Source organism: Mesorhizobium sp. WSM4871 (assembly GCF_055811295.1).
This window is the reverse complement of sequence record NZ_JBVVPU010000004.1, coordinates 182555-201786: the sequence shown is the minus strand read 5'-3', so window position 1 is coordinate 201786 and position 19232 is coordinate 182555. Positions and strand designations below refer to the sequence as shown.

The window sequence follows — 19232 nt, the reverse complement described above, 5'->3', positions numbered from 1 at the left end:
TCAGAACATTGCGGATTGACCACGATTGGGCTCAAATTAACAATTGATAGCCGGGAAAGGTCAACCTTCGGTCTTGTAATAGCTGCTATTACATTTTTGCCCGTTGGGAAGGATTGAAAATACGATCTAAAACGGGTGCCGGGCGCTTGAGGTGCGTTCCGTCGGAGGAGAGGCCGTGAATATTCTCGTTGTCCTGCGCATGATTCCCGATTCCGCCGGCGAGCTTCAGCTTGCCGAGGACGGGCGCGGCATCGATCGCGAGTGGCTGGATTTCCAGCTCAACGATTTCGACGATCATGCACTCGAAGAAGCGATTTTACTCAAGGAAGCGAGCGGCGCGACAGTCACGGCGGTCGCCCTTGGCGAAGGCGCCAACCGGGTGCTGCAAATGGCCGCCGCCCGGGGCGCCGACGAGGTCATAGCCCTTCAAACCGAGGACGACGCCATGATCTCCTCGCGCACCATAGCCGCCACGATCGCGGCGACGGCGCGCGCCAAATCCGCCGATCTCGTTCTCTGCGGCGTGCAGTCGACCGAGGATGTTTTCGGCCAGCTCGCACCCTATGTCGGCGCGCTGCTCGACTGGCCGCATGTCTCCGGCACCAATCGCGTTTTAGCCGACGGTGCCGGATTGCGGGTAACGCAAGAGCGTGGCGCGGGCGTCGCCGTCACCTACGAGATGGCCTTGCCCGCGGTGCTCGGCGTGCAGACTGCCTCCAAGGCGCCGCGCTACGTCTCCGGCAGCAAGCTGCGCGAAGCGTCCAAGACCCCGATCGCCCGCGCCACGCTCGAGCCGTCCGGCTTCGAGCGTTCCGCCGAGATTCGTGAGCTTCGCCTGCCAGCGCAGGGCGGTTCGGGTGAAGACCTCGGCAACGACGCCGAGAATGTCGCCGATCGATTGGTCACCATCCTGGCAGTCAACGGTCTGACCGCCAACGGTCTGGCAAGGAAGTAAGCCATGAAGATGATAGCTTGCACCGAAGGCCGCTCCGACAGGATCGAAGCCTTCTCCCTGGAGATGATCGCCGCAGCGCGTTCCATCGCAGCGGCTGGCGACGAGGTGGTCGCCTTCTTCGCCGGCCAGGCCGCCAAGGCGGCGGCTTCTTCCTTCGGAGCAGCCGATCGGCTGGTCACCGCTGATGCCGCCGGGTCCGATCTGATCCCGGCCGAAGCCTATGCGCGCCTGTTGCGCGATACGATCGCGGCCGAACAGCCCGATCTGGTGCTGGTGCCCTACTCGGCGAACGGACTGGATGTCGCTGCCGACATCGCCGCGCGCACCGGTTGGCCGCTCCTGTCCTATGTCAATGAAATCAAGCGGGACGACGAAAGTTTGAATGTCGTAGCACAGATGTATGGCGGCAAGGTCCTTGCCGAATGCGTGGTCAAGCTCCCCGCGGTCCTGATGGTCAATCCGGGCGCCTTCGAGGAAGCCATGCCAAGCCCCGTCGACGCCGCCAAGGTGCAGCAATTCGATGCCACCCCTGCCATCGAAAGCGCCAAGGTCAAGATGCTGGCCATCGATGTGCCTGACTACGCCGATGTCGACCTGACGACCGCCGAACGTATCGTCTGCGTGGGTCGCGGCATTGGCGACGAGGCGAGCATCGACATTGCCCGCGACCTGGCGGCGATCCTCGGCGCCGAGATCGCCGGCAGCCGCCCCGTAGTCGACAATGGCTGGCTGCCGAAGCTGCGCCAGGTCGGCAAATCGGGCCAGAAGGTCAAGCCCAAGCTTTATCTGGCGCTCGGTGTCTCGGGCGCGCCCGAGCATCTCGAGGGCATGTCGCATGCCGATCTGATCATCGCGGTCAATACCGATCCGAAGGCTCCCATCTTCAACGTTGCTCACTACGGCGCAACCTGTGACCTGTTCGATCTCGTCGCGAGCCTGAGCGACAGGCTGCAGGCGCCGCCAGGCCGTTGAGATGACATCTACCTTGGTGCTCTGGGTAATACTGGCTTCGGCGATCGCAATGACAGGCTGGCGCGCGCGCCATTACGTGTCTGCGCTTGCCAATGCGCCGAAGGCTGCCCGTTTCGACCAGCCGATGCGACGCCTGGAAGGCGTGGCAATCGCCATCGGTCTGCACAGGAAGATGCTGCGCAAGCCGCTTTCCGGCGTGCTGCACGCGATCATCTTCATTTCCTTCTTCGTCCTGTTCACCGCGACGATCGAGGCTTTCGGCTCACGTCTGTTTCCGGGGTTCTCGCTGGCGCCCATCGGCGGAGAGACATGGATCGCCGGCCTGCAGGATTTCTTCGCGGTGCTGATGCTGATCGGCGTCGGGCTTGCGCTCTATCAGCGTTACGTCCTGAGGCCTGCGCGGTTCAAGGGATCGAGCGGCAGCGACGCGGCGATCATCTACGTGCTGATCGTGCTGATCGTGGGCTCGTTGCTGTTTGAAGCGGCGGCGCGCATTCTGGGCGGCGCCGACGGTTCGTGGCGACCGGTCGCCTCCTGGCTTGCCGGCCTGCTCGGCCGCATCGGTGTGCCGGCGCAGGAGACACAGGAGATCTGCTACTGGCTGCATGTCGGCGCCATCCTCGCCTTTCTCGTCTATATTCCCGGCTCCAAGCATCGGCATATGTTCCTTGCCGCGCCGAACATCTATTTTCGCAATCTCGAACCGCGCGGCACCGCGCCGGCAGTGCCGCGCGAACGTGAAAGTCCCGGCGTCGACAAGCTCGCCGAGTTCGACTGGAAACAGCAGCTCGACCTTCTCTCCTGCACCGAATGCGGCCGTTGCCAGGCGGTCTGCCCGGCCTATGCCGCGGGCCTGCCGCTCAGCCCCAAAATGCTGATCACCGACATGCGCGACGCGCTCTCCGCCGGACCGTCGGCGCTTCCGCTGGTCGGCGGCGTCATTTCGGAGGCGACGCTGTGGGCCTGCACGACGTGCCGCGCCTGCATGGAGGCGTGTCCGGTCGAGATCGAGCACCTGCCGAAGATCATCGACATGCGCCGTCACCTGGTCGACGAAGGCCATGTCAGTCCGGGTTTGCAGGATGCGCTTTCCAACCTCACCCGGCTTGGCAACTCCATGGGCAAGCCTTCCAAAATGCGGGCACGCTGGACCAGGGAGCTCGGCTTTCCGGTCAAGGACGCACGCAGCGAACCTGTCGATGTGCTGTGGTTCGTCGGCGACTACGCCTCCTACGATCCGCGCGTTCAGGAAATCACCCGCAAGGTTGCCGAGTTGCTGAGTGCGGCAGGTGTCGATTTCGGCATTCTCTTCGATGCCGAGCGCAACAGCGGCAACGACGTGCGGCGCGCCGGCGAAGAGGGTCTGTTCGAGACTCTGGCGCAGTCCAACATCGATGCGATCGCGGAATGCACCTTCAACCGCATCATGACCACCGATCCGCATAGCCTGAATGCGCTCAAGAACGACTATCGGCATTTCGGCGCGGCATTTGAGGTCCTGCACTATACCGCCCTGCTGGCCGAGCTCATCGAGGCGGGAAGGCTCGAACTCGACGCGGTTGACGGCGGCAAGGTCACCTATCACGATCCCTGTTACCTCGGGCGCTACAATGGCGGCTTCGATGCGCCGCGCGACCTGATCCGCGCGGCCGGCTACACGCTTCACGACATGCCGCGCTGCCGGGAGAATTCCTTCTGCTGCGGCGCCGGCGGCGGCCGCATCTGGCAGAGCGACGACGGCGTCACCGAGCGGCCGAGCGAGAACCGTATCCGCGAAGCGCTGAGCCTTGGCGATATCGACTATTTCGTCGTGGCCTGCCCGAAGGACAAGGTGATGTACACCGCGGCCATCGATGCCCTTGGTGTGGTGGACAAACTGAAGGTCCTGGATATTGCGGAACTTCTCGTGCCGCGTTTGACGCGCGATACGGCATCTGAAGCCACGATAAATGTCATCTGATGAATGTAATCCGCGAGATTGAGATTAGCGCGATGGGAAATGTGCACCGAGCGAGGAGTGAGCGATGACCATGAAAATCGGCTTTGTTGGTATCGGAAAAATGGGCACGCCGATGGCGAGCCGTCTCATCCAGGCTGGCTACGACGTGACGGTCCATGACCTCGACACCAGGGCGGTCGAGGAACTGGTCAAGGCAGGCGCCAAGGCGGCAACCAGCGCGCGCAACGTCGCCGACAGCGCCGAGATCGTCTTTGCCAGCCTGCCCAGTCCGCAGATCCTCGAAAAGGTGGTGCTCGGCGAATCCGGTATCGCCGAGGGCAAATCGGTTCGAATTTTCATCGACATATCGACGACCGGCCCGCGCACGGCCGCCAAGGTCGCCGAAGGCCTTGCGCAGAAGAACATCGCCATGATCGATGCGCCGGTCAGCGGCGGCTTGAAGGGCGCCCGCAACGGCACGCTCGCTGTGATGATATCGGGTCCAAAAGCGGCCTTCGAAACGGTAAGGCCGGTGATCGAGAACTTCGGCAAGATCTTCTTCATGGGCGAGGTCCAGGGCGCTGCTCAAACCATGAAGCTGGCCAACAACCTGCTTGCCGCCGCAGCTCTGGCCGTCTCTTCCGAAGCGGTCGTCATGGGCGTCAAGGCGGGTCTCGATCCCAAGGTCATGCTTGATGTCATCAACGCGTCGAGCGGCCGCAACAGTGCGACCGAGGACAAATTTCCGAAATCCGTGCTGCCGCGCACCTTCGATTTCGGTTTCGCGACCGGCCTGTCCTTCAAGGACGTGCGGCTTTGCGTCGACGAGGCCGAGGCGATGGGCGTGCCGATGGTGGTGGGCAGCGCGGTCCGCCAGTTGCTGAGCGTAACCAACCAGCTCTACGGGCCTGATTCTGATTTCACCTGCATGGTCAAGACGGTGGAGACCTGGGCGCATGTGCAAGTCGGGTCGGCTCAAGATGCAAGCGTTGCCGAAGCGAGCTGACGATGGGCAACGCCGCACGTTATGAAATCCATGCCGTGCGCTACGGCCATTTCGAGCGCCGGTCGAACGAGAATTTCCTTGGCGGCGACACGCATGACGTTCCAATGCCGCTGGACTACTTCGTCTGGGCGATCGTCGGCGAGCAACGCACCTTCATCGTCGACACCGGCTTCGACAAGCCGACCGGCGACAAGCGTGGCCGCAGCGTCATCAGGCCGGTCGACGAAGGCCTCGCCGCCATCGGCATCGACCATGCGGCCGTAAGCGACGTGATCATTTCGCACATGCATTACGATCATTGCGGCAACCATCACCTGTTTCCCAACGCGACCTTTCATTTGCAGGATGCGGAGATGGAATTCGCGACCGGCCGCTGCATGTGCCATCACGCGATGAGCCATCCGTTCGAAGTCGAGGACGTCACCACCATGGTGCGGCGTGTCTACAACGCCAAGGTCTGCTTCCACGATCCGGAATCGGGAATCGCGCCCGGCATCACGCTGCACAGGGTCGGCGGCCATTCGCGCGGGCTGCAAGTGGTCCGTGTCGAAACCGACAACGGCGCGGTGGTGATCGCCTCCGACGCCGCTCACTTCTATGCCAATATGGAACGCGAGAAGCCATTTCCCGTCTTCGACCGGCTGAGCGACGTGATCCTTGGGGTGGAGCGGATGAAGCAGCTTGCCAGCTCACCCGCCCATATCGTTCCGGGACACGATCCGCTCGTGCTCAAGCGTTTCGCCCGCTCCCATCAGAATGTCGAGGACATCGTCGCGCTCGCGCACCCCCTCGGTTGAATTTGCGGGCGATCAGGCATTCCTCAGCGCCTGCGGCCCCACTGGTAAACCGTTCAATCATCGAATAGTCAGATCTGCACGGATTGCCCTGATATCGGCGCAGGAGGAGAAATGTCGCATTCATTGCCGCTGGTCATCAGCGCGCCGGAACCGCGCACGCTCGACCTCATCTTCACGCCGCCGCAGCTGGCGCGCTTCAGGGCGAAATACCGCATCGTCGAGACGACGCCCGAGGGCGTCGCCGCGCTGCCGGCGGATGCGCTAGCCGAGGCGCGCTATATTGTCGGCCAGCCGCCGATCGCACCCGAAACGCTGGACAGGATGAAGGCGCTGCGCTGCATCTTCAACGTCGAGAGCAACCTGATCAACAACATGCCCTACGAGACGCTGTTTGCGCGCGGCGTCCATGTCGTCACCACCGGCCTGGTGTTCGCCGAACCGGTGGCGGAGCTTGGCCTCGCCATGGCGCTCAACCTCGCGCGCGGCATCGTCGATGCCGACCTCGCCTTTCGGCAGGGCAAGGAGCTGTGGGGCGGTGGTGGCAACCAGACGGCGCGGCTGCTCTCCGGCGCCGATGTCGGCATCATCGGCTTCGGCGATCTCGGCCGCGCGCTCAACCGGCTGCTGTCAGGCTTTCGCACGCGCACCAAGGTCTTCGATCCCTGGCTGCCGCCGTCGATCCTGATCGAGAACGGCGTCGAGCCGGCCTCCTTGGATGCCGTCCTGTCGGAGAGCGATTTCGTCTTTGTCGTCGCTTCCGTCACCAGCGAGAACCAGGGTTTCCTTGGCGCGGAAGCCTTCGCCAAAATGCGCAGAGGAGCGGCCTTTATCCTGCTCAGCCGCGCCGGTGTCGTCGATTTTCCGGCGCTGATGGATGCCGTTCACTGCGGCCACATCGTCGCCGCCAGCGATGTCTTCCCGGAGGAGCCGCTGGCCCAGGACCATCCGGTGCGCACGCTGCCCGGCTTCCTGCGCTCCGCCCACCGGGCCGGAGCGCTCGACATCGCCTTCAAGCGGATGGGCGACATGGTGCTGGAAGACATGGATCTGATCGACCGCGGCCTGCCGCCGATGCGCTCCAAGCGGGCCGAACGCGAGACCGTTTCGCGGATGCGGTCTAAGCCGGTCGACAAGAACTGATGGTTGCGCGTAGGCAATTATTTTCGGACAATTCTGTCCAATATGAGCATCGTCGGCGCAAACGAGAAAACTCGAAAAGTTTTCCGGTCGCATCGTCTACAGCGACGGCACGCTGACCCCGATCAGACATTGAAAGAAGAATCGCATAAAAATAGTTGATATTATTATGTTTTACAGACGTACGCCGCTTTGCCTGTCAAAGATGTGGACCCGGCGCGGATCGATCTTCAGCCTAACCTCTTCGCCGGGACGGACGGTGAGCCGGTCCTTGACGATGGCGTCAATGGCGTCCTCGCCAAACTTGGCGAAGATCTGCGTCTCGGAACCGGTCGGCTCCAGCACTGAAACCGTTGCCGGCAATCCGTCGGGCGCGATATCGATATGCTCGGGACGTATGCCGTAGATGGCCGGCTGGCCATCCCGCGCGCGACCCGCCTCGACCGGCAGCACGGATCCGGTGTCCGACACAAAGACCTGCCTGCCGTCCTTCGAACCGATCTTGCCCTTGATGAAATTCATGGCCGGCGAGCCGATGAAACCGGCGACAAAGACATTGCCCGGATTGTCGTAGAGATCGAGCGGCGCGCCGACCTGTTCCACCTTGCCGTCCCGCATCACCACGATCTTGTCGGCCATCGTCATCGCCTCGATCTGATCGTGGGTGACATAGACGATCGTCGTGCCGAGGCGCTGATGCAGTTCCTTGATCTCAACCCGCATGGCAACGCGCAGCTTGGCGTCGAGGTTGGACAGCGGCTCGTCGAACAGGAAGACCTGCGGGTCGCGCACGATGGCGCGCCCCATGGCCACACGCTGGCGCTGCCCGCCGGACAGCTGTTTGGGGAACCGGTCGAGCAGCTTGCCCAGATCGAGGATTTCGGCCGCCTTCTTGACCTTGGCTTCAATCTCGGCCTTCGGCCTGCCCTTGATCTTGAGCGAGAAGCCCATGTTGTCGGCGACGTTCTTGTGCGGATAGAGCGCATAGTTCTGGAACACCATCGCTATGTCGCGGTCTTTCGGCAGGACATCGTTCACCACCCGGCCGCCAATGCTGATCTCGCCGCCCGATATGGCTTCGAGACCGGCGATCATGCGCAGCAAGGTGGATTTGCCACAGCCCGACGGGCCGACGAGGATGACGAACTCGCCATCGGCGATGTCGACGTTCACTCCATGGATGACCTGGACGCTTCCATAACGCTTGACGATGTTCCTGACGGTGACTTCAGCCAACTCGCATCCCCTCTATTGCGGCAAGGCAATCTGCATCTTCACTTCGCCTTTTGGCGCGGATGCGGCGATTTCAAAGGCTCGAACGCTGTCTTCGAACTCGAACGTGCGCGTGATCAGCGGCTTCACGTCGATCGCGCCGGAAGACAGCATGGCAACGCAGCGCGGAAAGACATGTGCGTAGCGGAAGACGTGCTCGACGCGCGCTTCGCGCACCATCGCCTTGCCGACATCGTAGTTGATGTCATGCATCTGCACGCCGATGAATACCACCCGGCCGGCCGGACAGAGCGGATCGAAAATGCCTGCCGCGGCGCGTGGACTGCCCGAGCATTCGAACACGATCTCCACGCCCCAGCCATCGGTTGCGGCGAGAATTTCCTTGGCCACATCCTGCCGTGCGACATTGATCGGCGTGATGGCGCCGAGCTTCGCCGCGAGCTCGAGCTTGGTGTCATCGATATCCGATACGAAGACCCGGGCACAGCCCGCCGCCAGCGCCGACAGCGCCGTAACCAGGCCGATCGGCCCGGCGCCCATCACCAGGGCGATGTCGCCCGGCTTCACCTGCGCCTTCGTGGCGGCATGGATGCCGACGGCGAGTGGCTCGACCATGGCCGCCTCGGCAAAGGAAACATTATCCGGAAGCTTGAAGGTGAAATTCTCCGGATGGACGACGGTCGGCCGCAGGACGCCATGGATCGGCGGCGTCGCCCAGAAGCGAACCGCCGGATCGACATTGTACAGGCCCATGCGCGTCGCGCGGCTGTTCGGGTCGGGAATGCCCGGCTCCATGCACACCCGGTCGCCGACCTTCAGCGACGTCACCTCCGCGCCTGTCTCCACGACAATGCCTGACGCCTCATGGCCAAGGATCATCGGCGCCTTCACCTGGAAGATGCCGGCGCCACCATGCGTATAGTAGTGCACATCCGAGCCGCAGATGCCGACGGTGTGCAATTTGATGCGCACGTCACGAACGCCGAGCACCTCCTCGCGCTCGATCGGGAAATCCCGCAGCGAAAGTTTCATCTTTTCTTCCAGCACCAATGACTTCATGAGCCTGCTTCCCGTCCTCTTCTCTCTCGATCGTCGTTGCGCGCTAAGCTTTTGGTTTGAGCATGATCCGTTCCGAAACCGGTTCACACTTTCGGGATCATGCTCTAGCCACGCCAAACGATCAGCACACCCAACGCGATCGCCAGCACATGACAAACCGACAATGGGATCGACTGTTCGAGAAACCTCATCCAGAACAATTCGAGCGCAACGAACAGATAGATACCGACAAAAACCCGGTCGAACCAGTTGGTTACGATCGGCAGGAAGCCGGTGCGTTGCGGGCTCGCGACGATGGTGCTGGCTTCGTCATCCACCGCATCGAGATCGACCATGTGTTCCATGGAACTACTCCTTGACCGCGCCGAAGGTCAGGCCGGCCACGATGTGCCGCTGGACGACCGAGAAGATCAGCAGCGCCGGTATAAGCGTGATGATCGCAATGGACGCCATCGTGCCCCATTCGGTTCCGGTCGTCGTGACATACTCCGACAGGCCGGTGGTGATGGTGCGCGCGTTGAAACTGGTGAGCGTCGCGGCGAGCAGGAACTCGTTCCAGGCGAACACCCAGGTCAGGATCAGGGTGACGGCGAGACCGGGCCGCGCCAGCGGAAAGATCACTTCGCGGATCACTTGCCACGTTGTTGCACCGTCGACGGTCGCGGCCTCGTCCAATTCCTTGGGAATTGCATCGATCGTCGGCCTGAGCGTCCAGATGGCGAAGGGCAGATTAAAGGTACAGTAGAGCAGGATCATGCCCGTGCGCGTGTCGTAAAGCTTCCACTCCCCTATGACGAAGACCTGCGTGAAGAGCAGGAAGAAGGGCAGCAGGAAGACAGCGGCCGGCGCCATGCGGTTGGTGATCGTCCAGAAGAAGATGTTCTCTTTTCCGGGCAGATCGAAGCGCGACAGCGCATAGCAGGCCATGAACGCCAGCACGGTCACCAGCACCGCGTTGCCGGTCGAGATAATGATGGAGTTGAACATGTAGCGGCGCAGCGTGTCGTCGCCGAGAACCTTGACATAGTTCTTCCAGTAGACGGTTTCGAGCAGCACGCTTGGCGTGGTGAACAGCTCGACGGCCGGCTTCACAGAGATCACGAACAGCCAATAGATCGGGAACAGCGTCACCAGGCTGAGCAAGGTCCACAGCAGGATGGAAAGAATGGGGCGGTTGGCACGCATCAGGATGCTCTCTTCTGGCCGCGGCGAGCGACAAGGGCGACATAAAGCAGCCAGCACATCACCAGAGTGAGGTACAGGACGATGATCGAAGTGGCCGAGCCGTAGCCGTAGTCGGTCTTGGGAAACACGATCTTCCAGATGTGCAGGCCGAGATAGCGCGTAGCCGCACCTGGGCCGCCACCGGTCAGCATCCACACTTCGTCGACGGTGCGCAGCGCATCCATCAGGCGAATGAAAACCGTGGCCAGGATCGCCGGGCGGATCATCGGCAAGGTGACGTGCCAGAATATCTGCCACCGGTTGGCGCCGTCGATCTGCGCCTGCTCGAACGGCTCCTTGGGCAGCGAGACGAGCGCTGCAAGCAGCGTCAGCGTCACCAGTGGCGTCCAGTGCCAGATATCCATGATGACGGTGAGCGCAAAGGCCATGGTGGCGTCACGACCGATATTGAGGTCGTAGCCGAACCAGGATTTCAGAAGGTACGGGATGATACCGATGCTGGGCGTGGTCATCAGCCGCCACACCGATCCGACGACGATCGGCGCCACGATCAGCGGCAGCGTGTGGATCGTGCGGAACAAACCCCGGCCGGGAAACTCCTTCATGAACAGCTGGGCCAGAAAGTAGCCGAGGATGACCTCGCTCAGAACGGCGAAGAAGGCGAATTTCAGCGTGAAGGCGATCGAGGTCAGGAACTCGTTGTCGAACACGAGGCGGCGGAAATTGTTGGCGCCGTTGTAGACCATATAGGGATTTGCGCCGAACGGGTTCCATTGATGGAAGGCCACATAGAGCACGTACAGAAATGGGACGATGCCGAAGATCCCCAGGATCGCAATCGTCGGGGCGAGCAGCAGCCATCCAACTCTGTTTGATCGCATGAAACCACTCTCCAGGAAGGCGCTTCACGATATTCCCGGGAATGTCGCGAAGCGGCAAAAGCGTATTCGGGCCGCCGCTTCAAGGCGGCCCGAAGTCTGCGTTCGAGCTGCTACTTGCGGTAGCCGAGATTCGTCAGTTCCGCCTCGGCGGCGGCAGCCATCTGGTCGAGCCCATCGTCGGACGAGACCTCGCCCAACAGGATCTTGTAGAAGATCGGCGCCGTTGCCTCACGCACCTGCGCATGGAACGGATAGGGGGGAGCGCCGGCAAACAGCTTTCCGTCGTTCTTGAGCATGGTGTAGTAGCCGTTGAGCTTCTTATCCATCTCGATGACTTTCGGATCGTCATAGGTTGCCGTGTTGGTGATGCGGGGTGCGGCCACCGCCCAATCGCCCTGGACCGAATCCTGGCCGATATATTGCAGGAACAGCAGCGACGCTTCCTTGTTCTTCGAGGTGATGGGAAGGCCGAAGGCGCCCCCGTCATAGTAGCCGATATAGCCCTTGCCGGCCTCCGCATCCTCCATGACGCCGGGCTCCAGCGGCGGCAGCGCAACGCCGACATTGCCCACGACCTTCGATTTCTCGGCGTCGGCGGCGATCCATGCCGCGTTCTCGCCATAAACCAGACCCTGTGCCGCGCGGCCCGCAGCGAAGGTGGTCGCGACTTCGGTCCATGTGCTGGCCGGGGATTCCGGCGGCGCGATATCGCGCAGATGCAGCCAATATTTGAGCGCCGCCTTTGCCTTGTCGCTGTTCATCGTGCCGCCATTGGCGACCGACGCAGAGTAGTTTTTCGAAGCGTCGATACCCCAGTTGTAGACGCCGAAAGTGGGCGCGACGGATTCGAAGAACTCATACCATGAAGCGGGATGGCCGGTACTCGCCTGCGCGGTGGTGCCCCACAGTTCCAGACTGTGGTCCTTGCCCCATTTGGTGAAGAATTCCGCGATCTGCGTATATTCCTCATGGGTCTTTGCCGGCACCAGATCCTTGCCGGTTTCCTTCTTGAACGCTTCCTTGATCGCCGGATCGTTGAAGAGATCGGTCCGGTACAAATAGAGCTTGATGAAGGCTTCCATCGGAATGCCGAAAAGATCGCCGTCGGCATTTTTGAAATAATTCGCAAATGTCGTGAAATGCGTTTCGTCGTAATCCGGCGCTTTCAGCGATGGATCGTCCTTGAGGGATTTCGTGATGTCGACCAGGAAGTCTCGAGCAAGGTAGGCGTAGATGATGTCCTGCTCGATATAGACCATGTCATAGATGCCGGTCTTGGCTTCCATGTCCTTGATCGCCTTGTCGTACATCTGGTCCCAGGACGTGGTCTCGATTTCCACCTTGATGCCCGTCGCCTTCTCGAAAGCGGGGGCCAGAACGTCCTTGATGTAGTTCGAAGGCGGGGTGCTTTCGGTCACGCCGTGCAGCGTCACACCCTTGTATTTTGCACCGGCATCCGACCAGAAATCGGCCTTTGCAGGCATTACGCTGGTCATCAGGCCGACTGCCAATGCGGCAAGACTCATTCCAAATTCATGTTTCATTTTTCACTCCTCCAACAAAACATTGACTGTCAGTCATCCACTTCTGCGATCGCTGTGTCCGTACCCGCTAGGGAACGCAGCTCTTGGCCATCCGGACAAAGCTGGAACCCTTTTCAGGCCGATAAATGCGGTAGCTCTGTCGCGCCTCCGACCAGCCGACCATGGCGCCGCTCGCCATCCCTCCTAACAGCGCGGTTGCCACGACGCAGTACCCTCAAGACAATGAAACAGCGGCTGTGGTTCCCGCCAGATACCTCCTCCCTCGACCTGCCTTCGCAGTGTCTGCCGCAGCCTCGCTCCCGTGGACATTCCGATGAACTTAGTGCGGCGGGCATTACCCCTGCCACGCGTGGTTTGCAGGCGACCTATACTTTTTCGCCGACCGTGCGTGCGTCGTCCGACCAGGTGCGGATTTCCCTGAACGGATCGGCGCGCGCCTCAGTCCCGATCTTGTGGGCACTGCGCCGGTAGTCCGATGGCGTGCGCCCGCAGATCTTGAAGAACTGCCTGTTGAAATTGGCGATGTTGTTGAACCCGACCTCGAAGCAGATGTCGGTAATCGGCCGATAAGTCTGCGTCAGCAGCGAGCAGGCGGCATATATGCGCGCGAGGATGACGTAACGGGCAAAGGTATGGCCTGTCTGACGCTTGAAGAAACGTGAAAATGCCTGCGGTTCCAGGTCGCAGAGCCTGGCAACGAACGGCAGATCGATATCGTCGCTGTAGTGGTCCAGAACGTAGCGCATCGCCACGTCAAGTTCCGGCGGCAATTCCGCCTGTGAGGAGGTAGGTGCCAGCCGCGACAGCCTGCGGCGGTCGCCGGGATTGCGGGCCAGCGTGATCATCAATTGCAGGAAGAGCACAACCCGCTCGGCGCCATGGGCGGCGCCGATTTGTGCGAGCAGCCGCTGCCCGGCGAGCGCGGTGGCGCCGCGAAACTCCACTCCGTAGACGGCGTCGTCGTAGAGCGGCCGGATGGTTCCGAGTTCGGGACAGAAGCCGGTGACACGATCGGCCCATTCGCGGCTGAACTGGATCAGCATATCGCGATTGCGAACCAGCTTCCCGGGCTCAATATCGCTGACCCAATTGTGCGGGACGTTCGGTCCGGTCAGGACCAGGCACCCTGGAGCGAACTTGCCAATATGATCTCCCACCATCATGACGCCCGAAGTCGTCCGCGTCAGGTGCAACTCATATTCCGGGTGATAATGCCATTTGGCCTTGAAAAATGGATAGTCATGCATGTTCCAGCGAAACGACTCCGCCGGCGGACATATGATCATTTCGAAGTCCGGAACGATCTTCTGAGCGGGCTTCATTGAATGGCTCCTTCCCGATAACGCAGCGCTTCGGCTCTCCTTGATCCGCCACTCCCGCAGCCCCACAAGGACTGCCCTCAGCGGTAGGCCAACGCTGCTTCGCCCCCTTGTCCGGAGTTCTCGAAAACCGTCGTTTACCGGACGATGGTCACGAGCCCTGTGGATCATTCAGCGTGCCCAAGCCACCGGACAAAGTACGCCACCGAACAAAGTACACTGAACGATGCCATAGGGCGAAACATAAGCTGAGGTAGCCGTGCATCCAAGCACGGCTGGATGGTCCTCCTCCACGTCTGGTGCTTTTGCCAAACTTATATGTTGCTTAACGAGACAAATTAAGGTGTTCTGCTAAGCTGTCAATCACTTTCATGCGGATGGCAAAATCAGCCCGTTTCGTATTTCGCGTGATCTTGACATGGGGCGATTTTGGTTATTTTGTTGCGCTACGCAACATAGATTGCAGTTCGAGGAGGAGGTCCGCATGCGCAGATTGGGCATTCATTCATTCGTTTGGACCGGCGGCGGCACCCAGGCCATGCTTGAAGAAGCAATGGCGAACTCGGCCGCGTGTGGTTACCGGCTGATCGAGTTTGCGTATCTTCGGCCTGAAAAGTTCGACCTCGACCGCCTCGCCAGGAAGGCTCAGGCGCTGGGCCTCGAAATCGCGGTCACGATGGGCCTTCCCTTGAGCGCCGATGTGTCGAGCGAGGATGCAGGCATCGTCAAGGCCGGCGAGGAATTGCTGGCGGGTGCCGTCGCGGCGGTTCGCGATATCGGCGGCACCAAGCTTGGCGGCATTCTCTATTCCGCCCATACGAAATATTCGACCATGCCAAGCGATCGCGGCCGCAAGAACAGCGTTGCAGCCATTGCCAGGACGGCCGAAGCAGCAAAGAAGGCCAAGGTCGATCTGGTCCTGGAAGTCGTCAACAGGTTCGAGACGAACCTGTTGAACACGACGGCTCAGGGCCTCGACTTCATCAAGGCGACCGGCTCCGACCACGTCACGCTCCATCTCGACACGTTTCATATGAACATCGAGGAGGCGAATCCAGCGGCAGCCATTCGTCTGGCCGGCGACAAGATCGGCTATTTTCATATCGGCGAAAGCAATCGCGGCTATCTCGGCGACGGGGTAATCGACTTCGATCGCATCTTCGATGCCTTGCTCGACATCGGCTACGAGCGCGACATCACTTTCGAATCGTTCTCCAGCGCCGTGGTCGATGAAGGGCTTTCACTGGCATGCGCTATCTGGCGCGATACCTGGACCGAGAACATGCCGCTGGCAAAGCACGCCAAGGCCTTCATCGACCTGAAAATGGAAGAGGCGGTTCGGCGGCGAACGACGAACGCCCGGCCATAGTCGAGGATCTGGTTGTGCGGCGGATCGCAGCCAGTCTGGAGAGACTTACGTGAACGACCCGGCGCTGACCGCCAGTTCGCATCGGCGAATCCGACAAAGCAATGAAGTCGCGGCTCTCAGGGCCCTGCATCAGTTTGGGCGTCTCAGTCGGGCCGAACTCGCCCGCAAATTGCGCCTTAACCGCTCTTCGTCGGGGCATATCATCGCCAGCCTGACCGCCGACGGTTTGGTGCGCGAAGCAATTGAGGATTCGCCTGAACAACCGGGCTATGCCCGGGTCGGTCGCCCCGGCATCATGCTCGAACTCGTGCCGGATGCCATATTTTTCCTTGGGGTCGAGATCGGTGTCGAGCACATCAGCACGGTCGAGATCGATCTCGGCACCAACATTGTTTCGACGAATGTGGAGCCGTTCGATGGGCCTTCGATCGGCGTAGAGGCTGCGGTCGACCGCGCGGTGAGCTTGGCTCTCCAGTCCATTCCGGCCTCAAAGCTGGAGCGCTGCGAAGGCTTTGGCGTATCGACGCCGGCGCAGATGGACAAGCATGGCCTGGTCCGCCTGGCGCCGCTTCTCGGCTGGCGAAATGTTCACCTCGCGGATTTGGTGAGAAACGCCTTGCCGCTGCGCGTTCCCGTCCTTGCCGAAAACGATGCCAACGCATTCGCCATCGGCGCGACCTACGGGCGCAGCGAGGTGCATTCGGGCGTGACGCTGTTTCTGGTGATGGAGAGTGGCATCGGCGGCGGCATCATCATTGACGGCAATCTTTTTCGCGGCGCCAACGGGCTGGCGGGCGAGATCGGGCACTTGATCATCAGCGACACGCCAGGCCCGCGCCGCAATCTGGAACAACTGATCGGCCTTGAGACCATCATGGGGGAGTATCGCAAGACCTCCACCCTCGATCATCCGACATTCGGCAACTTCCTGGCCGATGTTCAGGACCGGTTGCCCAGCGCCGTCTCCATTGCCGAGCAGTGGGCAAGGGCCTTGGCGATTGGGCTTGTGCAGGCTTGCCGGATCATCGACGCCGATAGGATCGTACTGGGTGGTTCGGTCGCAGCACTCTATCCCTTGATGGCCGCCAGGGTGGCGGCACACATCCATGCCATACAGGAATCCAGTTTCCCGGTCCCATCAATCACAGTGAACGATGAAGGAACTGTCGGTTCCGCCTTCGGTGCGGCCTGCATGTTGCACCAGCGCTATTTGTCGCTGGAGAGCCAGCGTTTCGCCGGTGAAGCAGCCGAATTCGAAGAGCCGGAGGAAGATGAAGGCTGATATTGCGCGAGACCGCTTTTGGCGGCGACTTCACAATGGCACCATCGCCACACAGTCTCGACCGATTAATATGTTGCACAAAACTACAAACACTCATAGTGTGCTTTTTGGAGGAGCAATCGCGTATTCCTGACCCTAGCCGTCTCAGGGCTGTCATTCTCTGCCGGACAGGATCAGCGAGCGCCCGCTGCAACACCTGCGGCGCGCGCGTTCCGACACCATAAGTGCCCAACAGCCGAGCCATGCAATGCCCGTGGATGCGATATTAGATCAGACCAAGCTCGCAGCGGATGCACTGGGGCCAACGGTCGTCATCGGCGAAATCCTGGTGGAGATCATGGCGAAAAGCCGTGGCGACGGTTTCCTCGAACCTATCGAACTCATCGGCCCCTACCCCAGCGGCGCGCCGGCGATTTTCATCGATCAATGCGCAAAGATCGGCGGCTCGGCGGCAATTGTCGCCTCGGTCGGCGATGATGATTTCGGCCGCATCAACATCGAACGGCTCCGGTCCGACGGCGCGGACATATCGGCCATTTCCGTCAGTCCGGATTATCCGACCGGAAGCGCGTTTGTCCGCTATCGCGACGACGGCTCACGCGACTTCGTCTACAACATCGGAAAATCCGCGGCCGCGCTGGTGAGCCTCACTAATGAGGCAAAGGCGCTCTTCGCGCGCGCCGGACACCTTCACGTCATGGGCACCGCCTTTGCCATCCCGGGAGTGTGGGAGATCATGGACCACGCCATCGGTGCCATCAAGCAGCGCGGCGGCTCCGTTTCACTCGACCCGAATTTGCGCAAGGAATTGCTCGGGCTCGGCCAGACGCAGGAACGCTTTGCCAGGCTGGTCGATGTCGCCGACCTTATCCTGCCCTCGGGCGACGAGTTGTTCACGGCGGCCGGTGTTGATGGTGAATCTGCCGCCGTCACCGCGCTCTTTTCCCGCGGTGTGACGGAGATCGCTCTTAAACGCGGCGAACAAGGCTCGACATTTTTCGGCGCCGACGGCTCGCGTGTCGATTGTCCGGCCTTCAAGGTTGCGGAAGTCGATCCGACGGGCGCGGGCGACTGCTTCGGCGGCGCTTACGTCGCTTGCCGCCGCCTCGGCATGCCTGTGTCCAAAGCTTTGGAATATGCCAATGCCGCGGGTGCCCGCAACGTCACGGTCCAAGGTCCGATGGAAGGCGCCGCCTCACGCCTGCAGCTTGACGAATTCATCGCCGTCACCCCGAGAAACCTGCCATGACCGGTCTCCTCGGAAGCCTCGCGGCGGCGCGGCGCGAGGGTTCGCCGACAGGCGTCACGTCGGTTTGCTCGGCGCATCCATTGGTCATTCGGGCGGCCGCGCGCAACGCCGCACGCTTCTCCGACACGCTGGTGATCGAGGCAACCTGTAACCAGGTCAACCAGTTTGGCGGCTACACCGGAATGTTGCCCGGCGATTTTGTTCGTCTCGTCCAGTCCATAGCGGCGGAAGAAGGGCTTCCGGTGGAAAGGATCATCTTCGGTGGCGATCACCTCGGGCCAAATCCGTGGCGCGGGGAATATGCCGACGCGGCGATGGCGAAGGCGGAAGAGATGATCACGGCTTACGTATCCGCCGGCTTCCGAAAGATCCACCTCGATGCTTCGATGGGATGCGCCGGCGAGCCTGCCGCGCTCGACGACGCAACGACGGCGGAGCGTGCAGCGCGGCTCGCCACGGCGGCGGAGAACGCGGCGCGCGCCGCGGGCGGTGAGGCGCCGGTCTATATTATCGGCACCGAAGTGCCGGCTCCCGGCGGCGCCAACCATGCGATCAGCGATATCGAGCCAACCAGCATCGCGGCGGCGAGGCATACGATCGATGTCCATCGCGACCTGTTCCTCAGCCACGGCCTGGCCGATGCGTTCTCACGCGTCATCGCGCTGGTAGTCCAGCCGGGCGTGGAGTTCGGCAACGAGAATGTGGTCCTCTATGATCGCGCCAAGGCACGCGGATTGACGCAACTGCTCGACCAGGAGCCGGGCCTCGTCTTCGAGGCGCATTCGACCGACTACCAGGGACGAACATCCTTGCGCCAGTTGGTCGAGGACGGCTTTCCAATCCTCAAAGTGGGGCCGGAATTGACCTTCGTGCTGCGCGAGGCGCTCTACGGGCTGGACCTTGTCGCGACCGATCTTTTGCCGCACTATGGAGCCCGTCCGCTTTATCACGCCATGGAGCGGTTGATGCTGGCCGAACCCGCCAATTGGCAGGGCCACTATCACGGCTCGGAAGCCGAACAGCGCCTGCAGCGTCACTACTCTTTCTCGGACCGCATCCGCTACTACTGGAACCGGCCGGAAGCGGAAGCAGCGGTGGCGAACCTGACCGATGCACTGCGCGGCAAGACGGTGCCGCTCACGCTGTTCCGGCAGCATCTGCCCGCATTCGAGGCGTTTGCAGGCAAGCCGCTCGAGCCCACCTCGTTACTGATCGCCTCGATCCAGCGCAGCCTGGACGAGTACCGCTTCGCCTGCACGGGCGAGGCGCTCAACCCCGAAAGCAATTCGACGGATGGAGGATGAG

At 61.3% G+C, this 19232-nt stretch carries 17 protein-coding genes; 10 read left to right on the top strand and 7 right to left on the bottom strand.

Features of this window, described 5'->3' with window-relative positions; genetic code table 11:
* The first annotated feature begins 175 nt into the window (after positions 1 to 175).
* The 6 genes from AC0L2H_RS10230 (at position 176) to AC0L2H_RS10205 (ending at position 6809) form a co-directional block, all read left to right on the top strand.
* Positions 176 to 955, top strand: a complete 780-nt coding sequence (locus AC0L2H_RS10230; RefSeq protein WP_473590079.1) for an electron transfer flavoprotein subunit beta/FixA family protein — start codon at positions 176 to 178, stop codon at positions 953 to 955.
* Between the two features lie 3 nt (positions 956 to 958).
* Positions 959 to 1927, top strand: coding sequence for an electron transfer flavoprotein subunit alpha/FixB family protein (locus AC0L2H_RS10225; protein ID WP_473590078.1), 969 nt, complete (start codon positions 959 to 961; stop codon positions 1925 to 1927).
* 1 nt (position 1928) lies between these two features.
* Positions 1929 to 3887 carry a heterodisulfide reductase-related iron-sulfur binding cluster gene (locus tag AC0L2H_RS10220; RefSeq protein ID WP_473590077.1) on the top strand — a complete coding sequence of 653 codons (1959 nt, stop codon included), beginning with the start codon at positions 1929 to 1931 and terminating at the stop codon, positions 3885 to 3887.
* 70 nt (positions 3888 to 3957) lie between these two features.
* Entirely contained in the window at positions 3958 to 4872 is a 915-nt protein-coding gene (locus AC0L2H_RS10215) for an NAD(P)-dependent oxidoreductase (protein WP_473590367.1), read from the top strand.
* A 2-nt stretch (positions 4873 to 4874) separates the two neighbouring features.
* Positions 4875 to 5669: an N-acyl homoserine lactonase family protein gene (locus AC0L2H_RS10210; RefSeq protein ID WP_473590076.1), complete on the top strand. Its 795-nt coding sequence runs from the start codon at positions 4875 to 4877 to the stop codon at positions 5667 to 5669.
* 111 nt (positions 5670 to 5780) lie between these two features.
* Positions 5781 to 6809: a hydroxyacid dehydrogenase gene (locus AC0L2H_RS10205; RefSeq protein ID WP_473590075.1), complete on the top strand. Its 1029-nt coding sequence runs from the start codon at positions 5781 to 5783 to the stop codon at positions 6807 to 6809.
* 171 nt (positions 6810 to 6980) lie between these two features.
* Here the strand turns inward: AC0L2H_RS10205 and AC0L2H_RS10200 are convergent, their stop codons facing one another.
* From AC0L2H_RS10200 to AC0L2H_RS10170, 7 genes are all read right to left on the bottom strand, one after another.
* Positions 6981 to 8042 (bottom strand): ABC transporter ATP-binding protein, encoded by a 1062-nt coding sequence (locus AC0L2H_RS10200; protein ID WP_473590074.1) that lies wholly within the window; start codon positions 8040 to 8042, stop codon positions 6981 to 6983.
* A gap of 12 nt (positions 8043 to 8054) precedes the next feature.
* Complete coding sequence (locus AC0L2H_RS10195; protein WP_473590073.1) at positions 8055 to 9098, bottom strand: NAD(P)-dependent alcohol dehydrogenase; 1044 nt, start codon at positions 9096 to 9098, stop codon at positions 8055 to 8057.
* Between the two features lie 104 nt (positions 9099 to 9202).
* Positions 9203 to 9442, bottom strand: a complete 240-nt coding sequence (locus AC0L2H_RS10190; RefSeq protein WP_473590072.1) for a DUF2160 family membrane protein — start codon at positions 9440 to 9442, stop codon at positions 9203 to 9205.
* 4 nt (positions 9443 to 9446) lie between these two features.
* Complete coding sequence (locus tag AC0L2H_RS10185; protein ID WP_097571505.1) at positions 9447 to 10283, bottom strand: carbohydrate ABC transporter permease; 837 nt, start codon at positions 10281 to 10283, stop codon at positions 9447 to 9449.
* Positions 10283 to 11164, bottom strand: a complete 882-nt coding sequence (locus tag AC0L2H_RS10180; protein ID WP_473590071.1) for a carbohydrate ABC transporter permease — start codon at positions 11162 to 11164, stop codon at positions 10283 to 10285. Before AC0L2H_RS10180 ends, AC0L2H_RS10185 begins: the two co-directional genes overlap by 1 nt.
* A gap of 110 nt (positions 11165 to 11274) precedes the next feature.
* A complete protein-coding gene (locus AC0L2H_RS10175; protein ID WP_473590366.1) occupies positions 11275 to 12690 on the bottom strand; it encodes an extracellular solute-binding protein in 1416 nt (471 codons plus the stop codon).
* A 383-nt stretch (positions 12691 to 13073) separates the two neighbouring features.
* A complete protein-coding gene (locus AC0L2H_RS10170) occupies positions 13074 to 14030 on the bottom strand; it encodes a helix-turn-helix domain-containing protein (RefSeq protein WP_473590070.1) in 957 nt (318 codons plus the stop codon).
* 481 nt (positions 14031 to 14511) lie between these two features.
* Between AC0L2H_RS10170 and AC0L2H_RS10165 the strand changes: the two genes are divergently transcribed.
* The 4 genes from AC0L2H_RS10165 to AC0L2H_RS10150 all read left to right on the top strand — a co-directional run bounded on the left by AC0L2H_RS10165 (position 14512) and on the right by AC0L2H_RS10150 (position 19231).
* A complete protein-coding gene (locus AC0L2H_RS10165; protein ID WP_473590069.1) occupies positions 14512 to 15396 on the top strand; it encodes a sugar phosphate isomerase/epimerase family protein in 885 nt (294 codons plus the stop codon).
* Positions 15397 to 15445: 49 nt separating this feature from the next.
* The gene (locus AC0L2H_RS10160) at positions 15446 to 16678 is read left to right on the top strand and encodes an ROK family transcriptional regulator (protein ID WP_473590068.1); all 1233 of its coding nucleotides are present in this window, start codon (positions 15446 to 15448) and stop codon (positions 16676 to 16678) included.
* Positions 16679 to 16925: 247 nt separating this feature from the next.
* Complete coding sequence (locus tag AC0L2H_RS10155) at positions 16926 to 17927, top strand: tagatose kinase (protein WP_473590067.1); 1002 nt, start codon at positions 16926 to 16928, stop codon at positions 17925 to 17927.
* A complete protein-coding gene (locus AC0L2H_RS10150) occupies positions 17924 to 19231 on the top strand; it encodes a D-tagatose-bisphosphate aldolase, class II, non-catalytic subunit (protein ID WP_473590066.1) in 1308 nt (435 codons plus the stop codon). The genes AC0L2H_RS10155 and AC0L2H_RS10150 overlap by 4 nt, the downstream gene beginning before the upstream one ends.
* Position 19232: the final 1 nt, after the last annotated feature.